At 35.6% G+C, this 25,203-nt stretch carries 14 protein-coding genes; 10 read left to right on the forward strand and 4 right to left on the reverse strand.

Annotated features, from left to right (window positions below; all coding sequences use genetic code 11):
* The first annotated feature begins 23 nt into the window (after window positions 1–23).
* The 3 genes from J2S19_RS12635 to J2S19_RS12645 all read left to right on the forward strand — a co-directional run bounded on the left by J2S19_RS12635 (window position 24) and on the right by J2S19_RS12645 (window position 3,033).
* Window positions 24–722 (forward strand): PepSY domain-containing protein, encoded by a 699-nt coding sequence (locus tag J2S19_RS12635; RefSeq protein WP_307342323.1) that lies wholly within the window; start codon window positions 24–26, stop codon window positions 720–722.
* A 108-nt stretch (window positions 723–830) separates the two neighbouring features.
* Window positions 831–1,373: a PepSY domain-containing protein gene (locus J2S19_RS12640; RefSeq protein ID WP_307342326.1), complete on the forward strand. Its 543-nt coding sequence runs from the start codon at window positions 831–833 to the stop codon at window positions 1,371–1,373.
* Window positions 1,374–2,226: 853 nt separating this feature from the next.
* On the forward strand, window positions 2,227–3,033 hold the full coding sequence (locus tag J2S19_RS12645; RefSeq protein WP_307342552.1) for a histidinol-phosphatase: 807 nt from the start codon (window positions 2,227–2,229) through the stop codon (window positions 3,031–3,033).
* Between the two features lie 161 nt (window positions 3,034–3,194).
* Here the strand turns inward: J2S19_RS12645 and J2S19_RS12650 are convergent, their stop codons facing one another.
* Complete coding sequence (locus J2S19_RS12650; RefSeq protein WP_307342329.1) at window positions 3,195–5,060, reverse strand: glycosyl hydrolase; 1,866 nt, start codon at window positions 5,058–5,060, stop codon at window positions 3,195–3,197.
* Between the two features lie 565 nt (window positions 5,061–5,625).
* On the opposite strand from J2S19_RS12650, the gene J2S19_RS12655 reads away from it, so the two are divergent.
* Complete coding sequence (locus J2S19_RS12655; protein WP_307342332.1) at window positions 5,626–6,144, forward strand: PilZ domain-containing protein; 519 nt, start codon at window positions 5,626–5,628, stop codon at window positions 6,142–6,144.
* A gap of 234 nt (window positions 6,145–6,378) precedes the next feature.
* On the opposite strand, the gene J2S19_RS12660 is transcribed toward J2S19_RS12655, so the two are convergent.
* From J2S19_RS12660 to tagU, 3 genes are all read right to left on the reverse strand, one after another.
* On the reverse strand, window positions 6,379–6,795 hold the full coding sequence (locus J2S19_RS12660) for a hypothetical protein (RefSeq protein ID WP_307342335.1): 417 nt from the start codon (window positions 6,793–6,795) through the stop codon (window positions 6,379–6,381).
* A 169-nt stretch (window positions 6,796–6,964) separates the two neighbouring features.
* Window positions 6,965–7,225 carry a hypothetical protein gene (locus J2S19_RS12665; protein ID WP_307342338.1) on the reverse strand — a complete coding sequence of 87 codons (261 nt, stop codon included), beginning with the start codon at window positions 7,223–7,225 and terminating at the stop codon, window positions 6,965–6,967.
* Between the two features lie 123 nt (window positions 7,226–7,348).
* Entirely contained in the window at window positions 7,349–8,296 is a 948-nt protein-coding gene (gene tagU, locus J2S19_RS12670) for a polyisoprenyl-teichoic acid--peptidoglycan teichoic acid transferase TagU (protein ID WP_307342340.1), read from the reverse strand.
* Window positions 8,297–8,607: 311 nt separating this feature from the next.
* Between tagU and J2S19_RS12675 the strand changes: the two genes are divergently transcribed.
* The 6 genes from J2S19_RS12675 to J2S19_RS12700 all read left to right on the forward strand — a co-directional run bounded on the left by J2S19_RS12675 (window position 8,608) and on the right by J2S19_RS12700 (window position 25,048).
* A complete protein-coding gene (locus tag J2S19_RS12675; protein ID WP_307342343.1) occupies window positions 8,608–12,708 on the forward strand; it encodes a leucine-rich repeat domain-containing protein in 4,101 nt (1,366 codons plus the stop codon).
* 244 nt (window positions 12,709–12,952) lie between these two features.
* Window positions 12,953–13,522: a hypothetical protein gene (locus J2S19_RS12680; protein WP_307342346.1), complete on the forward strand. Its 570-nt coding sequence runs from the start codon at window positions 12,953–12,955 to the stop codon at window positions 13,520–13,522.
* Between the two features lie 158 nt (window positions 13,523–13,680).
* The gene (locus tag J2S19_RS12685; protein ID WP_307342349.1) at window positions 13,681–14,484 is read left to right on the forward strand and encodes an SGNH/GDSL hydrolase family protein; all 804 of its coding nucleotides are present in this window, start codon (window positions 13,681–13,683) and stop codon (window positions 14,482–14,484) included.
* Between the two features lie 113 nt (window positions 14,485–14,597).
* Window positions 14,598–23,771, forward strand: coding sequence for a leucine-rich repeat domain-containing protein (locus J2S19_RS12690; protein WP_307342352.1), 9,174 nt, complete (start codon window positions 14,598–14,600; stop codon window positions 23,769–23,771).
* A 24-nt stretch (window positions 23,772–23,795) separates the two neighbouring features.
* Window positions 23,796–24,062 (forward strand): hypothetical protein, encoded by a 267-nt coding sequence (locus J2S19_RS12695; protein WP_307342355.1) that lies wholly within the window; start codon window positions 23,796–23,798, stop codon window positions 24,060–24,062.
* 164 nt (window positions 24,063–24,226) lie between these two features.
* On the forward strand, window positions 24,227–25,048 hold the full coding sequence (locus J2S19_RS12700; RefSeq protein ID WP_307342357.1) for a glycosyltransferase family 2 protein: 822 nt from the start codon (window positions 24,227–24,229) through the stop codon (window positions 25,046–25,048).
* Window positions 25,049–25,203 lie beyond the last annotated feature (155 nt).

Genomic DNA, 25,203 nt, shown 5'->3' on the forward strand with positions numbered 1-25,203 from the left:
TCAAGCAAAAGTGAGGTGACAGAATGAGTCGGAAAAAAATGATGTGGGCATTACTCAGCGTGGTGCTTTTAGCTGTTATGAGCTATGCGATTTTTTGGTGGTGGTCACCACAGACAAAGGCGATTACCGAAGAAGAAGCGAAACAAATTGCTACAGCAACATATAAAGGTGAAGTCATTCAGACATCTAAACAAGATGACCAATATACGATCGAATTGAAGGCAGACACTGGCTTGTATGAAGTGAAAATCGATACTCAAGGTGAAATCGTTTCGATGAGCCTAAAGGAAACAGCTGAGGTTGAGCCACCTAAGCAGGAGCAACCGAAGCAACAGCTTTCTGCAGATGAAATTAAAAAAATCCTTGCTGCACAAGGAACGGTAAATTCACTTGAATATATTGCCGATGAGACAGCACCTCATTATCGTGCAACAGTAACAAAAAATAATGAAGAACAAACAGTAAAACTTGATCCTTTCACAGGGGAAATTACTGAAACAACGACAAAAGCGCGTCTTTTATCTGAAGCGGATGCGATAAAAATTGCCTTGGAGAAGCAGCCTGGTGAAGTGGATGACGTCGATTTCATTGAGGAACAAGATAAGTCACCATTCTATCTCATTGAAATTGAAGTAAATGAAGACAGTGATGCCATTATAGAAATTGACGCATATACACGGGAAATTAAATCCGTAACATATGATGAGGATGACTCAGATTAATTCCTCATAGCATTCTCATCAAATTTTAATCTTTCTCTCGCTTTCCTCTCATCTAAGCTGGTTATAGTTAAGACAGTAAGATAAAACACCAACTTAGGAGGAATGAAAATGAAGAAAATTATTACGTTTACAGTAGCAGCAGTCGTTGTATTAGGTGGAGTTGTCGCTATCAACCATAGTAATGCTGAGGAAAAAAAGGCAACGATAACTGTGGAAGATGCAAAAAAGGCCGCACTGACAGAGGTTGACGGAATAGTTGAAGAAATCGAACTAGAACGCCATAACGGTCAATCATACTATGATGTTGAAGTTGACAAAGATAACCGTGATTATGATATTAAAGTAGATGCACAAACAGCAAAGGTTATCCAAATGGATGAAAGAGTGGATGACGACCACGATGATGACCGTGACGACGTTGCTTCAAAAGAGGTACAAAAAGCAATTATCACTGAAAAAGAAGCAATTGAAATAGCCCAAACAAAAATCAAGGGTGACCTAATTGAAATCGAACTAGACGAAGATGACGGCGGTTACGAATACGAGATGGAATTCAAAACTTCAAAGGGTGAAGCAGATATTACGATAGATGCCGAAACGAAGGAAGTAATTGAATTAGAGTATGATGATGACGATCGTTATGATGATTAAGTCTATTAGAACTATGTTTTAGCCAAATCTATTTTAAGGAAATGCTACAATTTTTCAATCTTATCATTTTCTTGGTATGGAGAACTCTTTCTGGTTTGTAGAAAGAGTTTTTTATATTGATATGTTTTTCATGAATATCCGAGGGGAGGTATTAATAAAGGGAGATATCTAGTTTTAACTTGTTCACTGGACTGGAATAGAAATGATACCGAAAACACTCGAGGAGTTAGGGAAATCTGCTTTATAGGTGTGATGAATTGAAACCGAAAAAAGTGAAGGAGTTCAGGGGAAACCCGGTTCATAGGCGTAATGAAACCGAAAATAGTGAAGGAATTAGGAGAAACCCGCTTCATAGGCGTGATGAAACCGAAAAAGGTGAAAGAATTTAGAAGAAATCCGCTTCATAGATGTGATGAAACCGAAAAAAGTGAAGGAATTTAGGAGAAACCCGCTTCATAGGCGTGATGAAACCGAAAAAAGTAAAGGAATTCGGAAGAAACTCGCTTCATAGCCGTGATGAAGCCGAAAAAGGTGAACGAATTCAGGAGAAACCCGCTTCATAGGGTCGATGAAACAGAAAAAGGTGAAGGAAATCAGAAGAAACCCGCTTCAGGCCTAGACCCCATAATATTGAAAACTTCAGATAAAATTATTCTCACAAAAAACTTTAATCAAATCTACAATTGTTGAGTGAAACATTCAATTCTTATCATTAAAATATATACCTAATTTATCAAATCAATTAAAGGATTATCACAAATTTAAGAGAATTTACTTTTAAAAGAGAAACCAAATTTTGAAATGTATGAATAGCAAAAACAATACAAAATAGGAGGTAGTACACGTAATGACAATAAAATTTGATTTACATACCCACCATCATCGTTGTGGTCATGCAGTAGGGGAAATTGAAGACTATGTAGGCCAAGCGATTGACTACGGCTTGCATTATATCGGAATATCAGACCACTCCCCGTATTTTTATAGTGAGGAGGACCAGCTTTACCCTACGATTGCGATGGCGAAAAGTGAGTTTATTCCTTACATTGAAGAGGTTTTACGATTAAAGGAAAAATATAAGGACAAAATCCATGTTTTACTAGGTATTGAGAGTGACTTCTTCCCGAACTATCAAACACTTTATCGTGATGAATATCTACTCCATCCATTTGATTATATTATTGGCTCTGTTCATTATGTTTACGATGTCAATATTTTTAAAAAGGGACGTTGGGATGGATTAACAACGGCTGAGCAAGTGAAGGTGAAGGAGCAGTACTACGAGCTAATTCAGCAGTCGGCAAAAAGTGGTATGTTTCAAATCTTAGGTCATATTGATGCAATGAAAGGCTTCTATCCTGCCTTTTCTGAAATTAAAACAGATATGATCGAGAATACGTTGAAAATAATTGGTGAAGCGAATGTTGCCATTGAAATTAATACATCTGGGAAGACGAAAGATTGCGGAGGCTGGTATCCAGCAGATGATATTTTAGAAAGAGCGTTATTTTATGATGTGAAGGTAACGTTTGGCTCAGATTCACATAAACCTGAGAGAATTTGTGACGATTTTGACCTTGTTCGGGAGCGGTTAAAAGAAATAGGCTTTAAAGAGTGGGCGTATTTTGTTGAGAAAAAAATGGTGATGACAGACTTGTAAACTTCATTTTTGATAGGGTTAAACTAAAACAGGTTCACATTCTTTTTTGATATAATTCTAAAAAGGGATTTATCCATATCTACTGCTTATCAAGTGTTAATAAGTTATATTTATCACATAGTCTAGTAAGCGACCTCTTACAAGTCGCTTACTAGATCCTTTTACCCTTGAGTCTTTTCTTTCCGTCGTGTAAAAGCGATTATCATTCCAAGCATTACAAAAGCGAAACCTAACAGGAGAAATGAATAAAGCGATGTTGCAGTATTTGGAAGTGAGTTACCATTCTCATTATTCTCACTACTGTTTACCTTTGGCGTTTTCTCATCTTCTAATTCGGGGTAACCGTCTTGCTTGTTTGCCTCATGAGGTGTAGGTTGAGCGCTTTCATTTTTGTTTACCTCTTTATCTTTTGTAGCATCTTTTTCTCCATTATCTGATGGTTCATTTTTTGGAGGTGAATCATCTTTATTTCCTACCTCTTCATCTTTTTGCGGGACTTTCACATCTCCATCTGATTCGTCTCCTTTTGGTGGAGTGGTTTCTTCATCGTCACTTTCATCATCACGAGGAGAATCTTGTTGCGCATATGTTTCAAAATCAGGGAGTTGTTCGCGCGTTATAACATTTTTGTGATGGTAAACCTTTTTCAAATGTTCTTCACTATTCTGTTCTGCTAAAAGACCATTCCAAGTAGTAAAGTAAATATACTTTGAACGATAATCAGCTAAAACATCTGGATCAGGTATAGGGCCATTTTCAGCCATTGCTACGAGTTTTTTATTATTTGAAACGTTAACTAGTGCTTCATACTGGCTACTTTGCGGGATATATTGGTGTGCGCCAGGATACGAATCAAATGAAACAATGTCAACATATTCATTACCTGGATACCAATCTTCATCAATCGAATTCCATACCCAAATTAAATTGTTTAATTTATGCTGATTTGTCATACGGTCATACATTAACTTCCACAATTCTTTTACTGGCTCTGGTCCTTTTGCGCCCCACCAAAACCAACCACCTTCTGCCTCATGTAAAGGTCTCCAAAGAACGGGGACATTTGCTTCTTGTAATTTTTTTAATTGTTCAGCAATCGCATCGATATCTCTAAGCAGTAAATTGTAATCCTCTGATTCAGGGTGCTTCAGGGCGTATTCTATATCAAAGGTTGTGGCATCAGTGTTAAATCCACTCCACCAAGGGTGTTCTGTTGTATTGAGTAAATCCTTTGGTGCATTCCAATGCCATGCAAATGCGATGATTCCACCATGATTATGCCAGTCGATTGCTCGTTCGATTGCATCGCTAGACGCACCATATTCAACACGAGATGGACTATAATCCATTAAATCTAAACCGAGTATAGCTGGTAGCTTACCTGTTAATTTTTCAATGTACTTAATATCCGCTAAGTTATCATTAGGATTTCCTTGTTGACCAGATATAATGTTTTCACCGAAATTATCAACTAAGTAATGAAATAAACCTTTTGTTGCTGCAGTTGCTTGTGAATTAATCAGTTTCTTTTCTACCTCATGAGGAGCTGGTGCAGCATTCGGAGCAACCTTAATATAGTCAATTGCAAAGAAAGTCCAATTTGGCGTAATTGTGAGAGTATTCATGCCTTTTTTAAAAAGGACCTTTCCTGCACTCGCTTCCCCAAAGCCACTTCCCATCGTAATCGTTCCAAGTGGTTCTCCATTTAAAAGTATGTTAGCAACTTTTCCATCGCCATAAATTGCACCAAAACCTACTGTTACGTCATATAGTGAAGCTTCAGGAATGTTGAGTGAAAAAGTTACTGATTGATTTGTATCACTAAAATCAGCAACATAACCCTTGCCTGAATAGCCAGGCTCTGAATTTTCTATCGTAACCCCATTAAGGGATGCTTCCTCTGCTTCTAAAATCAATTCATTGTTATTCTTTTCAGCTACCGCTATTGTAGGTTGCGGATTTACCAATACTATTAATACCAATAAAACTCCAACAATTAATAGTTTATATAATTGGAAACATTTCATTTACTTACCCCCATCAATAAAATCATCCTTTGTGTCTGTGAAATAGATTTAGTTTATTGAGCTACATAATCAATGGTAAGTAGTGTATGTACTCAATAAGGCGTTTCTATTAGTAAATCATCAGAATCTATTAATTCAAAATTAGCAGAAAAGTGCAGTTTCTACACTTCTAGGCGAAGAATCACTATCACAAGCCTCCCTTCATAATCGATAAATACTACCAATATTGGAAAATATCACTCTTGTTGTAAAGTAAATTTAATTCATATGATGCTTATCGTCAAGGTTATAGATGAAAAATAATAAAGTTAGGAAATTCGAATCATGAAGATGTCAATTTTTTATTTATAAAAAGTTAGGAGATCCAAGCGGTCAATAGTATGGTGACAACTTGAAAATTTTCCAAAAAGTGAATAGACGTTTGTACTAGATAGCGTTACTATATAAGAAGACAACATCAGACATACATCTCAGACATATTTGTAGCTTTCCTTTCCAAATAAGGGAGGACTAACTTAATTGGGAATAAAAACGGTATCAATTAGGTGGATGGAGTGTATAGGTGATGGAATATCTATTAATTGCTCAAAGTGTCTTAATACTATTTTTACTATTTCTTTATTTACGGGGAGAATATTTGTTAAAGAAGAAAGTTGAAAAGAGTCAAGTAGATGAAGATTTTCAAACAGAGTCAGCACATGTTAATAAGCGTATGCATTACCGTTTAGGTATAGAGGACACACCTTGCAGTATTTCAGTTATAGGTATCGGGAAAACAAACGATGGAAAAAGATTAAAGTCAAAATCGATCAAGGGGTATCTTGATAATATTAGTGCAACTGGATTAAAATTCACTACAAATACTGATTTACCTGTAAAAGATTTGCTAACAATAGAAGTGGATTTTCAAATTAAAGAAAAGAATTATACGATTCAAGGGAAAATCGTTAGAAGAGAAGAACTACTTGAAGACGGACTATACGGATACGGTGTAGAATTTCATCAAATTTCTCGCGCGCAGATGGCTGAATTAAGCAATACTTTACTGCAACTCGAAGCGGAAACATTGAAAAAGGTGAGATAACGAAGCGTGGGGGCGGTTCTTAGTTCTTGAATTGTGGAGAATCTCTCAAGTTTAAAGGATAATTTGTCAACTTTCGAAAAAAATCTTTCAACTTTGGCTGTAAATCTCCCAACTTTGGAAGAAAATCTGTCATTCGACAAAGAACGACAATCACTCACGTAAATTGTAGAGCCCCGAATTAGTATTTCGGGGCTCTTAGACGGTTCTTCTGCTTCCTTTTCTATTAATGAACAACTAGCTATACTTCTTCTTAATCTTACGAACTAGTAATCTCACACAAATAAATAATGCTGAGATAGCCACATATACGAGAAAGAGTGCGAAAAATCCCCAAAGCCCGATAATGGCATCGGCAAACTCCATATTTCCTCTACTAGTAAGCGCCTGTTGTATTTCAATAGCGAACACCAGCACTAACATAAACGTGAACGTATATAGAAAGGCGATTAAATGGATACCATATGGTAACTTGGATAGCCATTTTGAAACGATATAGACAAATGCGAATGTAGCAATTCCGATAATACCCATTATCCAGAAGTGCATATCTTTATCGGTCATTTGTAAGCCTAATACATCATTTAATAAAATAATCAAAATGTCGTGAACATTATTCATGATATCGACAAAAAACATAATCCAATCTTTCATTTACCCACTCACACGCCCTACATAAACTTTTTCTCTATTATACCATGAACTGGTTATTTTTGGGGACAGTCCCTCAATGAGTTAACACGTTAAAACGGCGGGGGACAGTCCCCCGCTCTATTAATACGTTAAAGCGATGGGGGACTGTCCCCATTATGAGTGAGTCCCATTAAGAAAACCCACCAAATATCAACATTAGTCCTGCTGCAAATAGTAATAATACTAAAACGATGAGGATAATTGAGATGATGAGGATTATCCATCCGGCAACTTTACGTCCAGTTGCGATTAAATAAATACCAAGTACGATCGGTCCAAATAATAGTCCTAAAATACCCCATATCCACGGGTTGCGGTTATGCTTTGGAGCATCAACTGCAAGATAAATGGCAATAACAACGGAAATGATAAAACTTAATGATAATTCCATGAGCACCCTCCTTTTACTCCATTATTTTAAGTATATGGATTGTGCTGAAGATTATTCTGGGGACTGTCCCCAGAAAGTAAAATAAAAATGCCAGCATTTCCGCTGGCATTTCTCCATCAAAATTTAGTTCGTACTAGCTGTGTTTGATGAGATTTCTAGGTGTTCTTTTAGTTGATTCGACAGTTCTGTACGTGTGTCTTCGTTTACAAGATAGTAATAGATACCATCGATTCTGTCGCCAGTTCCTTCAACCTGGAACTGGTCAAGCTTTTTCGTTGCAGCCTTATAATTTGCTTGAATGTCCCACATTTCATCAAAGGTTAAGTTTGTAGTGACATTCTCACGTACGACACCGAACATGTCCCCGAATTTTGTAACAGAAGTAATATTTGCGCCCTTTTGAATAACAGCTTCAATCACTTGACGTTGACGCTCTTGACGACCGAAGTCCCCACGAGTATCATCGTAACGCATTCTTGTGTATGCTAATGCTTTTTCACCATTTAATGTTATCTTACCTTTAGGGAAATCAAATCCACCGTAAGAAAAATCAAGTGTATTATTTACTTCAACTCCACCAACTGTATCAACAGTATCTTTAAAGCTTTCCATATTAACTTTTACAAAGTAGTCAACAGGAACATCTAAGAAGTTCTCAACAGTTGCAATAGCCATTTCTGTGCCACCAAAAGCATATGCATGGTTAATTTTGTCCTGTTTGCCTTTACCGATAATTTCTGTTCGTGTATCACGTGGGATACTTACCATTTGAGTCGACTGTTTGTTAGGGTTGACTGATAATAAGATAAGTGAGTCTGAACGACCACGGTCTCCTTTGCGCTCATCAACACCCATTAATAGTATAGAGATCGGGTCTTGTTCTTTAAATTCAACCTTCTCAGTACGTTTTTCTGATTTTTCTCTGCCAATATCCTCATGAATACTCGCAACTGTATCTGTTGCCGTTTTCCATAAATAAAAAGCATATCCACCAGTACCTGCAACTAATAATCCGATAATACTAAGTGTAATCCATAACCACTTTTTACTTTTACGTTTCTTTTCGCGCATATATGTCCATCCTTTTTTCTAATTTTTAATCGTGACTATTAAGAATTATAGTTCTCTCCTACTATTATCACAATCTTTTTTTGTAAAAAAATGTTTCCAATTATCACTAATCTACTAAATCTACTAAATCTACTAAATCTACCAAAAACCAAGCTATATCTATTAGACGCATCAAAAGACAAAAAGTTACATCAAATTTAGAGTGTTATCGCACTGTAGAAATTTGTCGAAAAGAATTTATATCCAGTTTTGACAAATCTCACTATACTTAATCTGACAATATCTAGCAATTGATAGGAGGAAAGATGAACGTGAGGAAGAAATCCATTTCGTTCTTACTAGTTTTCACCATTATTTTATCACTATTAGCGCCATTTTCACCAACGACTGCATTTGCAGCTACTGAGGAACCGATTCGCATTCTCAAAGCTGTTCCACAGGAAAATGGAATCCTGCTTCAATGGGAAACAAACCCCGCATCCGAAGCAGTTGATCACTTTACTTTAATTAAAAACAGCGTAGAATCACCAATTACAAGCCCAGAGGTGATATCACAATCCTCAAATGAAGCAGGAACAATTAATAAAGTATATCAATACGTTGATACGGACGTAACACCTGGAGAAGCTTATAAATATTCAATCAAACGAAATGGTGAAGAAGTTACATCTGAGCCTATTTCATTGCTTTTTAACACGACCGAAAAACTCACAATTAAAGCAGTTAAGCCATTTGAACAATCAGTTCAAGTTCATTGGTCTGAAATTACATTAGCAGACAACTATGAAATCTTGCTCGATGGCAAGGAAATTGCACAAACAGGAAAGTCTCTATCATATGAAATAAAAGAATTACAAAGTGGACAGAGCTATAAACTAACAATTCGTGCTCTCCAAAATGAGCAAGTCATTTCTGAAGTAAACACTGATGTGGAAACATTAGCGGCATCAAATGTCACTGAAGAGAAAGCAGAGCAAACTCAAACTGAAGACGCTACTGAAGCTACTAACAGACAAGCAGTAGTTGAATCAGAAGATACACAACAAGAAGAAATAGTAACAATTACAGACTCAAGATTAAAAAGAGAAATCAAAAAGGCTTTAAAATTAACGCGCGACGAACTATATGTTACAGACCTTGAAACACTCACAGAGCTTGATTTATCCTATACAGCTGTAAAGGATTTATCTGGTTTAGAGAAGGCTACTAATTTAACAGAACTGAACGTAGCAGGAACACAAATTACAAATTTTGCACCATTGAAGCAGTTAACAAGCTTAAAAAGTCTATATTTATCAGATACATCTTTTTCTGACTTAAATAACATTTCTACACTTACAAATTTAGAAGCTCTCGATCTTGGATCGACGAACGTGACTGATGTAAGTTTGTTATCGAACTTGACTTCATTGCAATACCTTGATATTAGCTACCTGGAATTAGGGTCAATCTCATCATTACTAGGTTTAGAAAACTTAAACACTTTATCGATATATGGGGAAACCTACTATCAATTTGAAGAAGAAATTCAACAATTAAAAGATAAAGAAATTACGATATTCAGTGATAATGAAGATGAATCTAGCAGTCTCGCAATCTCCTATGTAAAAGCAAACGAAAACAGCGTAAAGCTTGAGTGGGAGTACTATGGCGACGAAGATGTTGCTAAATATGAAGTGAAAGTCGCCAATCAAACAAAAGCGGTTGATGGGGATGAAACGACTTTAATAATTGATTCATTAGCTAGTGCAACAACCTATGAATTATCAATCGATGCCTACAACAGTAATAATGAAAAAATCGATACCTTCACATGGACATTTGAGACTTTGCCAGGTCCATCAGGTGACGTTGTCCAGTTTAAAGATGAACGTCTAAAACGAGCAATAAAAGAGGAATATGGTATTGAACGTGAGCTTGTTACAAGTGATATGGAAGCAATTCAAGAATTAAACCTCGATTACAAAAGAATAAAAGATTTAACAGGACTTGAAGCAGCAAAAAATCTCACTTATTTAAGTGTCGATGGAAACCCAATCACAAATGGAGCACCTATCAGTGAGTTAACAAACTTAACTGATTTATATGTATCGAATACGAAAATTACAGATTTTTCATTTTTATCTACATTACAAAATCTTGATTACTTATCATTAGTTGATGCAAACTTAACTAGTTTAGAACAGCTACCAGCTCTGGAAAACTTACATTACTTAGCGGTATATTCAAATCAATTAGAAGATGTAAAAGGAATTGAGCAATTTAAAGCACTTGAAACGATTGATTTAGATTATAATCCACTAAAAACAATTGCTGGGCTTAGTCAGCTTACCGAGTTGGAAACAGTTTGGTTAAACAACACTTCTTTAGATACGATTGATGAGTTATTAAAAGTTGCAAACCTTGATAGTGTTTACCTCGTTGGGAATGAACAGCTGAAACTATCAGAGGAAACATCAGCAGCTCGAAATGTTGTCAATCAACTAATCGAAAATGGTGTTATCGTTGAATTTGAAGAAATGGAAGAAGATGAATGGTTTGATGCCTATCCTGGTCTTGTGACAGATACGACAATCGAACTTAACTGGGATTATTACGGTGAACAAGACATATCAACGTATGAGTTATATGTTAACGGGAAACTTCATGAAACATTATCAAGTGAGGATGTTTTTTACTTCTTTGAAGGTCTCTCACCAGATACAACATATGAATTTTATGTAAAAGCTTTTAATGCTAATGGAGAAGAAGTTCTTTCAACTGAACCATTTGAAGTGACAACATGGTCTGCACCAACAGGAAAGAAAATTCACTTTAATGATGAAATGCTTCATGAGACTGTCAAAGCACAACTTGGTTTATCGCGCGACCTGCAAGAAAGTGATATGACTAAATTAGAATCTTTATATATATTCGAAGGTGTTCAAGACTTATCCGGGCTTGAGTATGCAACGAATTTATATGACTTGTATATTGAGAACATTACGGAAACACTGGATTTATCACCATTGAAAAACCTTACGTTACTTTCTATCATCCAATTGGATCAAGTGAATGTAAAGGATTATTCAGTATTAAATGGCTTGAAAAATCTCAACTCTTTAACGATTATGAACAATAATTTAAGCGACCTTTCGTTCATAAGTGGTATGACGAAGCTATATGAACTAACACTTATTCAAAATAAGCTAGAAGACATCACACCACTCACTAATTTAAAGAAACTTGGTTCGGTAACAATCGCGAACAATCGTATTACCGACCTTACTCCGTTAGTGAGCTCGAAAGCTAATCTTGGATTTTTGGATGTCTCGAATAATCCAATCACAGACATTTCTATGTTGGCGGGTTTCAATAATCTCTTACAGTTACATCTAGATGGTACAAACGTAGAAGACTTATCGCCGTTATTAGAAATGGACAACTTGGAATATGTCTCACTTTATCAAGTTGACAGTGTGAAAGAAAGTAAAAATGCTGCTGTATTGGATAAACTTAGAGAGTTTGATGTTAATGTCAACACAGTTGTTAACCCAAATGCGAGCATCACAATCGATAACGTAACTGAAAATGCTGTGTCCTTCTCATGGGAGCGATTGTTACTAGACGATGAAGGAAGTTATGAGGTTACTATCTACTCTTATGATGAAGATGAGCCGGTTGTGATTGAAAGAGTCGATCATACAACTCTACAATTTGAATATGATAAACTATCACCTAATACCGAATATTATATTGATGTTACTGGTATTAATAGTAATGATGAATATGATAAATCAATCTATGCGGACTTTAAAACTCTACCAATCGAAGGCTCTATAAAAGATGTGATGATGTATGTTTATCGCACAATTGATGTGCCTGAAGCGGATGCAACTTTTGAATTGATTGGATTAGATGAAAATACACATGATATTTACCGTTATGGTGAATCGGATGCAGATGGGCAATTAATTGACTATACGACTGATGAAGCACTAGATACATTTGCACTTCATGTTGGCTTGTATGAAATCGTCTTTACAACAGCTGACGGTGAAGAATATGTTTATGAATTTGAGATAACGAGCGATGTAGAAGAAGCGTTGGAGTTTATCCTAACTGAAGATGAGGAGCAAACACCTCCAGTAGAGGATGATAAAGGTCCAGTTACACCGCCGGTAAATGGAGATAAAGGCAATAATAAAGGAAATGACAATGACGGTAAAAAGCCTACAACTCCAGTCAAAACAGATACAAAATCAGATAACGCAGCTAAGCCTGTAGTAAAACCTGTAAAAGAAGAATCAAAAAACAACCTACCTAATACAGCAACAGACGTCTACAATTTATTACTAATTGGACTAGTCGTTCTTTGTATCGGTGGCGCAATCATCTTCATTCAAAGAAAAAAACAAGTGAAAAACGGATAAACAGTAAGAAGGGAGCATTATGTTCCCTTCTTTTTTATTTTTTCTATTAATAAATTGAAAAACAAGCCGAAATAATACATGAGTATTAGCACGGAAGATTAATCATAAATAGGGAAAACTAGTAAAAATATAGTGGATAAGTAATTACATATACACGACTTGAGTTACATATCGCTTTATGTCATGATAAACTTTATGCAGTTTTACCTATACAATAGGCTTATGTATGAAAAGGAGTATTTAGATGGTTGGAACAGAATTAGCACAACACTTACAACATCTTGATGAACAATTGACACAACTAATGAACACCTTCAAAGAATTTAAAAACCGTACAGCAGGGCAACAAAAGGATGAAATTACGTTAAGGCAGCATATACTTTATTGTTTAGCAACAATTTTTGTTATCGTTGCGATTACGTTAGTTATTGGGATTTTTCTCCCTGAAGTACGACCGTATCTTTTTTATATCGAACTCATTCAATCTGTATTAGCTATCGCGCTTTATTTCTTTTTTGTGAGAAAATTATTAAACGTCGAGCCAAAGGAAAAGAAGCAAGCACATACTCCTTCTGCTGATTCGATGTTTGAATTGGACCAGAAGCGTTTTGCGATTTTACAAGAGCTTGGGAAATCACCAATACCATTCGAGTATCTAACACCATCTACTGTAAAGAAGATGCACAAGCTTGTTAGTAGCGGTATGTGTTTGACAATTGATGAGTGTTTGAAAGAAGTAAAGAAAAGTCTTGATAAAAAACATGAACAAGAGATTCAAGTAATGAAGACGTTACAAATTATTTCTTTTCATTAATGTACGAGCATATTGTTGTGCAAGTCATCTGCCTCTGAGTATAAGTGAGTTAAAGGATATACAACAATTCCATGATAGTCGTATCAGGAAATAGTTTAAAATGACTAATATTTCGTGTATAATTTTTATATTATGTCGAAAATTGGGGGATACTCGTTTTGAATAAGCTATATGTATTACTTACATTAATCATATGTGGAGCAGCGATTATTTTCGGAAATCTACATTGGAATGATAAAATCTCTGCACAAGGGGAGAAAGCAAGTCCAGCGCAAAAGTCAGTAGTTGATAAAGAAAAAAATGAGCCTGTACATACTCAGATTGATGTTGCAGTACTTTCAAAGAATCTTCCAGAAAACGTACAAAAGAAAATAAAACAGGCATCTGAGACGAAAAAGCCATTACAATTTGTGATATATGGGTCGGATTCTACCCCAACAGAAAAAGGGGCGTGGCCTGAGCAACTTAAAAACAAATTAATCGAATCCTATGGTGAAGGCATATTTAACCTAACCGTTATCTCTGAAGGAGCAAAGACAACTCGTGAAGTTATTGATGGCGAAGGTTATAAAGAAGTGAGTAAGCTCAAACCTGATATCGTACTATTTGAACCGTTCATGCTTAAAGATAACAATGCAGTCGTCGGCATCCCAAATACACTTGCTAACATTGAAGACATGCTTGAAGATTGGAAGTCAGTGAATCCGGAAGTTACAGTATTCTTACAACCATCTAATCCGTTGTTTAATGCTACGTTCTATCCGGTTCAAATCAAAGACCTTCAAGATTATGCGGCTGAACAAAAGCTTCCATATTTAAATCATTGGGAAAACTGGCCTAAATTAGATGATGAAAAAATGAATCAGTACTTAACGAAACAAGATGACCAGCCTAGTGTTCCGAGTGAAGAGGGGCATAAAATATGGGCAGATTATTTAATTGAATATTTTGTAGCGGAATAGACATGGGTGACTGTGTCTATTTTTGTGTCTATTGAACTAAAAATCTACCATTTGATAGGTCTTTTGTATTATAATTGAAACTGTTGTAAATGTGAATAAAGGGGGATAAGAGCTTGAAGAAATACAAGTGGCTGAATATTTTAGCAATTTTTACGATTATTTTTCCATTATTCAGTCCGTTTTCAGCACAAAAGCTAGCCATTGCGGAAGAAATAACGCCGACAGAGCCATCGCTTCAGTTGCTTCCAATTGAGGTAGAGGGAGATTCTGTTCGGTTAACCTGGATTCATTATTCAAATGAATCTGGCGAGGCTGGTACTTTTGAGCTAATAAAAAATGGACAAACATCTCAAGTAGAGGCAGTTGAACTTGAAAAGACAGTTCAAGATGAAATGGTAAGATCTACATACACATACATTGATGCCGAAGTTGAGAGTGATGTTGGATATACGTACCAAGTGAAAGGTGTAGAAGCTAATCAATTGGTAAGTAATCAACAAACGATTCAGTTCCCAGTGGATGTATCGGGAGCTGAAGTGAATACAGAATCCGATCCAAAACAAGAGGAAGAACAAATACAGGAAATGGTTGATACAGAAGCAGAAGTTGTAACAGAAGAAAACCCGACAGAAACGGAAGCTACTGATAATCAACAAAACAATGTCACATTTGAAGATGAAAATTTAGAAAGGCAAATTCGACATGATTTAGGTCTTGCAAATGATGAGCCAATTACAAAAGAAAAGTTAGCTGATTTAACACGTCTTTTTGTCGCAGATTCGAATGTTACTAGCTTAGAAGGTTTGGAGAATGCAATTAATTTAACAAACTTGACGTTAAGTGAGAACAACATTTCAGACGTTAGCCCACTTAAGGAATTAGTTAACTTAGAGCATCTAGACTTAGAAAACAATGAGATTACATCAATTGAACCATTAAAGAACCTAGCAGTACAGACGCTCTTTTTAAGTCATAACCCAATCACTTCCCTTGAAGCACTTGGGGAAATGGATACACTAGTCTATTTAATGGTAGATGGTACAGAGATTGCCTCCATACAAGAACTAGAGCAGTTAGAAGGATTACAAGAAGTATATCTTACAAATACTCCTTCTTTAGAAATGAATGGACAATCTGCTGCATATGCAGTTGTGCAAGCACTTGAAAACCGTGGCGTTTATGTTGAATATGATTTTGCAGAAGGAGTACCAGCAACAATTGATGTTTCTGCAAAGCAACTGAATGAAGATTCGAATACTATATCATGGACGTATTCAGGTACGACGGTCGTTTCTTATTATCGTGTTATGACATATAACACAGATTTTAATACGTCAGAACATGAATATACAGTCTCTGGCTTAGAAGAAGGACAGACATATGATGTAACGATTCAGGCTTATGATGAGAATGACCAGCTTATTACAGAGGTTAATCATAGCTTCCAACATCATCCTGCTCCAGAAGGTGAGATTGTTTCATTTGCCGATGAAAACCTTAAAAATTCAGTAAAAGCTGCATTAGGTATTTATGAGCGAGAGATATACGAAAGTGATATGGAACAATTAATTTCACTACATGCTTCCTATCAAAATATTACGAGCTTAATAGGCTTGGAGTTTGCGAAAAATTTAGAAAGTTTATCTATTTACGGTAATCAGATTACTGATTTAACACCACTTAAAGATTTAACGAATATTTCTTATTTAGATATTGAAAGAAACGAAATTACTTCAATTGAGGCGCTTGCAAACTTAACAAAGTTACAAACGTTATGGCTTGACGACAATCCAATTGAGGATATTTCAACTCTAGCTCAATTTAACAATTTAACAACATTATATTTGCATTATACAGAAATTGATAATATTGATGTTCTATTAGAGCTGGATTCATTAACGTATGTATCTCTAACTGCGACCAATTTATCGTTTGAACCTGGTTCAGCAGATATGAATGTGATTCAGGAACTATTTAAGCGAAATGTAAGAGTCGATTATACGAATAATGTTGACATTTCGATTGATATGGGTCAAATAACAAAGAACTCAATTTCGTTATCGTGGACTACTTATTCTGAGGATGAGTACTCTTATGTATTGTACTTAAATGGAGAAGAAGTAGCTTCAACGAAAAATAATGCCTATACATTTGAAGGTCTTACACCTGAAACAGACTATCATATTGCTATTCACGTATTAAACGAAGAAAATCAAGTAATTGATTTATTGAGTGTTAATGCAACAACAGAAATGGAGTTAGGTGAAGTTGTTCAATTTGCTGATAATCGTCTAGAGAAGGCAGTTAAAGATTTCCTAGGTATTTATGATGGGGATATTTATGAAAGAAATCTTCAAGACATAACATACCTTAACCTTCCTGAGATGAATATTAGTGACCTTACTGGTCTTGAACATGCGACAAATTTAGAAAGCTTATATGTATGGAATAACAACATAACAGATGTTACACCATTACAAAATCTAACGAAATTAATGTATGTTGACATTTCAGACAACAATATTACCGATATTAACCCCTTGAGCGGGTTAACGAATATTGAACAGCTCACTCTTAATGGAAATGATATTCAAGACATTTCTAGCCTATCCCAATTAGAACATTTGAAGCATTTATCATTTGAGCATACGAATGTTGATGATATATCAGCATTGCTTGAAATGGAAAACTTAGAATCTGTCTATATGGAAAATTTATCAACAGATATTAGCAGCGAAATGTATGAAGTCATTCAAACGTTACAGAGTCAAGATGTGTATGTAAGTTATACGAATCCGTATGAGAATTTTCCGATTTGGCTTGATGCAAAAACAGAAAGCCTGATTAGAATTTCGTGGAGCTTATATGATGAGAGTCCGTCTCGTTTCGCTATTTATCTCAATAATAAAAAGATAGAGGATATAAATAATTGGCAATACGAATTTACCGGACTAGATGCAAAAACTAGCTACACTATACGCGTTGACGCCCTAGATGAATCAGGAAACGTGCTACGTTCACATCCAATTACAGTAAAAACAGATGAAGCACCATCAGGAAAAGTTGTTGACATCCCTGATAGTGAATTGAAAAATATCATCATGAACCATTTAGGTATTTACGGCCGTGATGTATATGAAAGCGACATGAACAAGCTAGATTACTTAAATATTTATGAAGCAACGATTAATGATTTAACAGGCTTGGAATACGCTAAAAACTTAGAATCGTTATCGATTCAAAATAGTGGAATAACGAATATTGAGCCATTAAAAGGTTTAGTGAACCTTCGCCATTTAGATTTAGCAAATAATGAAGTGAAGGACCTAACTCCATTATCAAGTTTAATTAATCTTGAATATTTATGGATATCGAATAACCCAATCGAGAACATAAATGCTTTAAATACTTTAGAGAATTTGTATGGACTTGATATTACGTATACAAATGTAGAAGACATCACAATATTACCTACATTGCCTTCTTTATCATGGGTAGCTCTATACGGCTCTAAAGTAGATTTGGACCGTAATTCCGATGATTGGTCAATTATTGAACAATTACAAGATGATCATGTAGACGTTGAATATGAATATCACACGATTAATAGTCTAGATATTTATGCAACAGAAGATTCGGCAACAATTAATTGGGCATATCAATCTGATGTTGAGCGTTTAGGTTCATATCGTATTTCTATTGAAAATGGTGAAACATTTACAATAGATAAAGAAATTACGGAGTATGTATTGAAGGATTTAGAAGCAGATACCGGTTACTATGTAGAAATCGCAGCCCTTGATGAAGCGGGTGAAGTCCTTGCATATACGAATACGTATTTTCATACATTAGGTGAGCCAACTGGAGAAAAAATTGAATTTAAAGATAAAACTCTTGAAGAGGCACTAAAACGAGAACTTTATTTAACACATCGTGACCTCTATACGGGAGACCTTGAACAAGTAACAGGACTTAGTTTAGGATATGAGGGAATTACTGAATTAACAGGCTTAGAGTCTGCAGTGAATTTAGAATTCTTATATTTATCAGGTAATCAAATTACCGATATTAGCGTATTAAAAAGTCTTGAAAATCTACACGATTTATATATAGATAACAATAACATCAAGAATATTGAAGCATTGGCACAGCTTACGAATCTAGTAAATGTATCGATTGCTTACAATCCAATTGAAACCATTACAGATTTTGAATTGCTGCAAAAGCTTGAGTATATTGATACAAGTGATACATTAATCGATGATATTCAAGTATTAGCTAATCTACCTGTTCTTAAATATGTCTATCTATATAATCTGCCAAATGTAGACCTTTCAGCAGATTCAGAGAATCGAAGCGTGATTAAATCGTTACTAGAGCGAGATGTTGAAGTGAGCTACAGTTATAGTACGATTATTGATATCGGCTTGGAAACTGTAACAGATAACAGCATTGCGATTCAATGGTCATACACTGGTATTGAAGAAGTGGATGAGTATGTTGTTTATTTTGAAGGGGAAGAAGTAAGTAGAGGGCTAGAAACGTCATTCGTGTTTGAAAACCTTGCTCCTTCAACAGAGTATTATTTTGAGATTATTGCATTTAATAAGGATGGCTTTGATATTGGCTCAACTACTTATTATGTCATGACAAATGAACCACCAGCAACTGGTGAAGTTGTAACATTTAAAGATGAAAATCTTGAAGCTGCGATTAGAAATACACTGTATATTTATGATCGTGATATTAGAACATCTGATATGGAAAACTTAACATATCTTTACCTATCTAATGTAGCAGGTGTATCAAACTTATCTGGATTAGAATACGCGATTAATCTATATACATTAGATGCGGCATTTAACGAGATTGAATCTGTTGAACCGTTAAAGGATTTACAAGCATTACAAAGCTTAACATTATGGGGGAATCCAGTTGCGGACATCTCTCCATTGGCTAACCTGACTAGCTTAACACACTTAGATTTAGATGATACAGCTGTAAGCTCAGTAGATTCCTTAAGTAAGCTTGTCAATTTGGAAACTCTCTATTTAGCTAACAATGACGTGAACGACATTGCTGCACTAGAAAGCTTAACAAATCTTGATTATTTAAATATCTCTGGCAATCCAATTGATTTTGCAGAAGGCACAGCATCATACAATGTTTTAAATAGTCTAATGAATCAAGGCACATATGTGTACTATGACCAACAATTTGATATGGTTGACAGCTATGTGTATGTAAATGAAGTTCGTGATACAACAGCAGCTATCGAATGGGGAATTGAATTAGAAGCTTCAGAAATTGAATCTGTTGGCGTGTATGTCAACGATGCATATATTGAATTACCTAAAGAAGCATATGCAAGCTATACACTTGAGCAATTAGTGGCAAATAAAGAGTATGAAGTTATGCTTGAAGTTGTTGCAGTAAATGGTTCTCACTACACGTCGTGGACAAGCTTCCGAACAGAACGTTCTCTCGAAGAGTTAACGACTGCTTCATTTGAAGCAACAATTAAAGATGAAATAAATTTAACAGGCTTAGAATTTACAATTGAAGGTATTGAAGCGAGCAATCAAGATATCTTCTACTATGGTAATCTGGCAAAAGATGGCCAATTTAGAAAAGGATATCGTACAAATAATGAATTCAATCTCCCTTATGGAAAATATGAAGTCATTGTTCATGGTCAAGGTATCATTAAAAGTAAAATCGAAGAAGTCGAAATCACAAAAGATGCTTCTTACCCGATTTCAATTGCGCTCGAAAGCATTGAAAAAGAAATAGGTGAAGCGATAATCAAGGTAGTTGATGAAAATGGAGAGCCGATAACAGAGTTAGAATCTTTATCTCTTTATAGTCCATCAATCTATCAAGCCTTTGATTATTCGGTTGGATCTTATTATGAATGGGGCATCACAAACGCAAATGGTGAGTATACAATTGCAGATTTTGTTTACGCAGATGATTATTATGTGAACATCGGTGCGGAAGGATATAAGCCATTTTATAATGAAGCATCCATCTCTAAGGAAAATAATGAACTTACGATTACACTGAAACAAGGCGCAAAACTTGAATTAGAGGTCATTGATGCCAATACAGGTGCGGCACTAGGTGCAACCTATAACGTATACGGTAATCAGTCCTATGCATATGGCGAAGTTCAAGCAGGTTCATATACAATCGGTGGCCTTGAAGAAGAAAATCTTACAGTTGAAGTAAGCATGGAAGGCTATCAAACTGAAACATTAAATGTCACTAAATCAGATTTCGTTGATAAAAAGGCTGATTTAGGAATAGTAGAATTACAAAGAGAAAAATTCATTGAAGGTAAGCTTTATAAAGCAGACCGCACAACACCAGCAACCTATGTTTATGTCTATCTGTATGATGAACAAGGAAACTATGCTGGTTCAACAAGAACAGATACGTCTGGCTACTTCAAGCTTCGTAATGTGGAAGCAGGTAAATATACTCTAAAAACAGAGGATTATTACTTGCCAAATATTGAAGCAAAAGTAAATACAGATGAGTCTTACTACACGTTCTACCTTGAAGAAAAGCAAGAAGGTTCTTTCTCAGGAGATGGTAACCTCTTTGCATCGTCAACTCGTACCGTTGTTCCAGGTAAAACGATTAAATATCGTTTTGATTATAAAAATAATGGCGACGAAGCGGTAGATGACGCATCATTTAAGATTGAATTACCTGACGGTGTGACATTAGTAAAAGAATCAATCTTAGTAAATGGAGAGCCTGCCGTATATAATAAAGGTCTCGATTTACCAGAAGTTGCTGCTGGCGCTACAGGAGAAGTAACATTTGAAGCGACAGTTGTAGCAGAATATACAAGTCCAGTTGTTGCTGCAAATGCTGTTTTAGAAACAAATGGTCAGCAATTTGTAAAATCAGCTTCAACAAATGTATTATTTGTTACAATAAATGCACCTAAGAAAACAGCTACATCAACAATTAAAGTATATGGTGAAGCAAAAGCTGGCGGTAACGTAACGGTTGAAGTATATGATGGAACAGTTAAGTTAGCATCAACTAAAGTTTCAGGTCGATGGTGGTATGCTGATGTTGCCCTTCCAGTTAAAAAGGGAGAAGAAAGTTCACATCGACTCTATGCAAAAATTATTGATGGTGAAACGTCAAATGTTACAGAGCATGTTGAAGTAGCATATGAACCATCAATCCCTACGCTTGAAGACGTTACGATTCAAGCAGGCTGGAACAAAGATATTAAACCAAATCCTTATACTGGGATCGCAACGTTTGCCATTACCGAATTTACACAAGTAGATTTTGAATTGAAGTTCGATAAACATGTCGAAAAAGCAAAAATTCACTTTATCGGTAAGGAATATGAACTTTCATCAGAGGATGGACTACATTTCACCGGATATATTCCAGGAGACTGGAGCTCATATGGTGAGCAACTAATGGAAATTGAATTTGATGGAATAAAAATTCCACTTATGGAAGTCATTGTGCTAATCGACCCTTCAGGTTATGTCTTTGAAGGTAGCATCGACAACAAACTATCAGGTGTCACAGCAGTTGTCGAAGAAAAACAAAACAATGTATGGAAAAACTGGAACGCGCAAAATTTCGGACAAATCAATCCGCAAGTAACTGGTGAAGATGGAAGATACGGCTGGGACGTACCACAAGGCCAATGGAGAGTTATCTTCAGTAAAGATGGCTATAGCACTCACATAAGCCGAATTGTCACTGTTCCACCACCAGAAACAGAACTAAATGTACCATTAATTCGTGAGGACGACCCAATCGTCACAGCTGTAACACCAGCAAACAAATCTGCTGATGCAGCTGTAGACAACAGCATCAGCGTTGAATTCGATCGCCTCATGAACCAAGAACATGTAAATGAAAACATCCAAGTCATCAATAAAGCAACCGGTAAGACAATAGAAGGAAGCTTCACATATGAAAATCTGTCTGGATACAAAACACAAAAACGTGCAGACGGCTACATCGACTATGTTGAAGACAGTACTAAAAAGCTATCAAGCTGGTTCGAATTCACACCAACTGAACCACTTGCAAACGATACAACCTATCAAATCGTCATCAAAGCTGAAATGGCCGATTATGACGGTAAAACACTTGGGGAAGACTATGCAACTGAATTTACGACTGCAGTAGCTGTTGAAGAACCAGATGCAGGAGAAACTCCAGGCGAAGGAACAGACGAACCAGACGCAGGAGAAACTCCAGGCGAAGGAACGGAAGAACCAGATACAGGAGAAACACCTGACGAAGGAACAGACGAACCAGGTAAAGGAGAAACTCCAGGTGAAGGAACGGACGAACCAGATACAGGAGAAACACCTGACGAAGGAACAGACGAACCAGGTACAGTAGAAACTCCAGGCGAAGGAACGGAAGAACCAGGTACAGGAGAAACTCCTAACGAAGGAACAGACGAACCGGATGCAGGAGACAAACCAGATGATGGAACTGCAAAGCCACAGCCAGGTGAAGAGATAGAGAAACCGGCAGATGAACAGGAGCAAGATCATAATAAAAGTGAAGGCTTAATCGAGAATGTTTCAGCATTCGAGAAGCAAGATGACATTTATGTCTATCATAAAGCTGGAGATACATTTACAATTAAAGCTGCTGTACTAGATAAACTGGATAACAATTCAAAAATCCAATTAACAAATGGTAACGTAAAGGCATTAATACCAGTGGCACTCATGAAAAATAGGGCAGATGCAACATTTACATTTGGGGATGTAACGCAACATGTTGCAAACAAAAATAATGATGCGTTAACTGAATTAATTGACTTTACATTATTAGTTGATGGTAAACAAATTACTAATTTCGCTTCTACACCGATTACGCTAACATTTAACGTAAATCCAAGCGAAATAAATAATTGGGATCACCTCCGTGTATACTATATAAATGAGAATGGTGATAAAGCTGAAGAAATAGAAACAAGCTTTAACCTATCAACAAATGAAGTATACGCAACTGTCACACACTTTAGTGTATATGGTGTATTTGAAGTTAACTCAGCAACACCTGTAGAAGATACTCAAACACCTGATGCTGATAAAGCGACAAACACTGATAAAACACAAACTATAGATAAAGTGCATCCAGTGAAACAAGATACTGAAAAACAAACTGAACTTCCGAACACAAGTACAAATATGTTCAATCTAATTTTACTAGGATTCATCATCTTGTTAATTGGTACTGCAATCGTATTTATACAAAAAAGAAAAAATGCATAAATAAAGAGGGGGACTGGCATCAACATGATTGCCAGCCCTCTTGCTATTAATCATGATAAAGAAAGCGTGGAAATTATGTTAAAAAAGAAAATAGTAGCTATCGGTATGATATCTGCAGCATTGCTTACTTCTGCTGTAGGATGTTCAAATGAAGAAGAAAAGGCAAAGGAAGAAGCAAATAGCACAGAATTGAAGAAGGAAATACAAGATTTGAAATTGGAAAATAGTGAATTGAAGACTGAGAATGAGAAGTTGAAGAAGAAGGTTGAGATTTTGCAGAAGAGTAAGTGAGAAATAATTTCTAGGAAAATACATTTCACCCACAGTCAAGGCTTCTGTGGGTATTTATTATTTTGTTGTATATTTATAATGGATCTATTATCCAGTATCATTGTCTTTTTGATTAAAGTTAAGTATATTATACTAAGGTTTTGTTTTAAAAAGGATGTGTATATATGACGATATCAGTTGTAATTCCAACTTTTAACAGAGCTCATATAATTGAGAGCTCTATTAAAAGTGTACTAAATCAAACAGTTCCACCAGAAGAGATTATTATCATTGACGATCATTCAACAGATCATACGTTAGACGTCATTAAATCTATTAAAGATGTAAGAATAAAATATGAGTTAAATAAAGGCATTAAAGGAGCGAACGGTGCCCGAAATACAGGAATTAAAATGGCAAAAGGGAAATATATAGCATTTCAAGACAGTGATGATGTTTGGTTACCTACTAAGCTGGAGAAACAAAAAAACTACATGATGGAAAATCCAAATGTTGATATGGTTTTTTGTAGTTTAAATTTAAATAAGGGTGAAAGAGAAATACCATCTCGTAAAGTTAGAGGGAACGAGATACATGACCAATTAAAACGTGGTAATTTCATAAGTACACAAACCATCTTTATAAAGAGAGATGTTGCGTCAGAAAACCTATTTGACGAATCACTTATGCGCTTCCAGGATTGGGACTTTTGCCTAAGGGTAGCAAAAAACTATACTATTGAACATTTAAATGAAGCATTAGTTATGGTAGAACAACAAACTGACAGTATCTCTAAGAAAGTAAATGGAGCAAAAGCACTTGAGGAGTTATTTGAGAAACATCCAGAGTTAGCTAATTATGATTTAAATATCAAAGCAATGTATATTAATGAATTGGCTCACAAAAATAAGCTTGAAGGAAAGCTGATTAAGTCAGTTTCACAAGAAGTATATTCAAACTTATTGAAAATATATGAAAGAATATTTATTCGAAGTCCAAAAATATAATATTTCTAAAAAATCTTTTCAAAAAAGTGTTATTAGAATTTACTTTGATTAGCCGAATATAAAAAATTCAGTATTGTAGAATGAAGCAAACTTTATTTAAGTGTGATTTATCACTTTAATGTAAATTATTTATTCCTGAAACGGGTTAATATTTT

The sequence above is a fragment of the Metabacillus malikii genome (assembly GCF_030813355.1).
GTDB lineage: Bacteria > Bacillota > Bacilli > Bacillales > Bacillaceae > Metabacillus > Metabacillus malikii.

Excerpts from the sequence above, each read along its gene's own strand:
- J2S19_RS12695 (WP_307342355.1), top strand. The coding sequence starts at position 23,796 with ATGATTGCCAGCCCTCTTGCTATTAATCATGATAAAGAAAGCGTGGAA.
- J2S19_RS12650 (WP_307342329.1), bottom strand. The coding sequence starts at position 5,060 with ATGAAATGTTTCCAATTATATAAACTATTAATTGTTGGAGTTTTATTG.
- J2S19_RS12655 (WP_307342332.1), top strand. The coding sequence starts at position 5,626 with ATGGAATATCTATTAATTGCTCAAAGTGTCTTAATACTATTTTTACTA.
- J2S19_RS12665 (WP_307342338.1), bottom strand. The coding sequence starts at position 7,225 with ATGGAATTATCATTAAGTTTTATCATTTCCGTTGTTATTGCCATTTAT.
- J2S19_RS12640 (WP_307342326.1), top strand. The coding sequence starts at position 831 with ATGAAGAAAATTATTACGTTTACAGTAGCAGCAGTCGTTGTATTAGGT.
- J2S19_RS12700 (WP_307342357.1), top strand. The coding sequence starts at position 24,227 with ATGACGATATCAGTTGTAATTCCAACTTTTAACAGAGCTCATATAATT.
- J2S19_RS12680 (WP_307342346.1), top strand. The coding sequence starts at position 12,953 with ATGGTTGGAACAGAATTAGCACAACACTTACAACATCTTGATGAACAA.
- J2S19_RS12660 (WP_307342335.1), bottom strand. The coding sequence starts at position 6,795 with ATGAAAGATTGGATTATGTTTTTTGTCGATATCATGAATAATGTTCAC.
- tagU (WP_307342340.1), bottom strand. The coding sequence starts at position 8,296 with ATGCGCGAAAAGAAACGTAAAAGTAAAAAGTGGTTATGGATTACACTT.
- J2S19_RS12635 (WP_307342323.1), top strand. The coding sequence starts at position 24 with ATGAGTCGGAAAAAAATGATGTGGGCATTACTCAGCGTGGTGCTTTTA.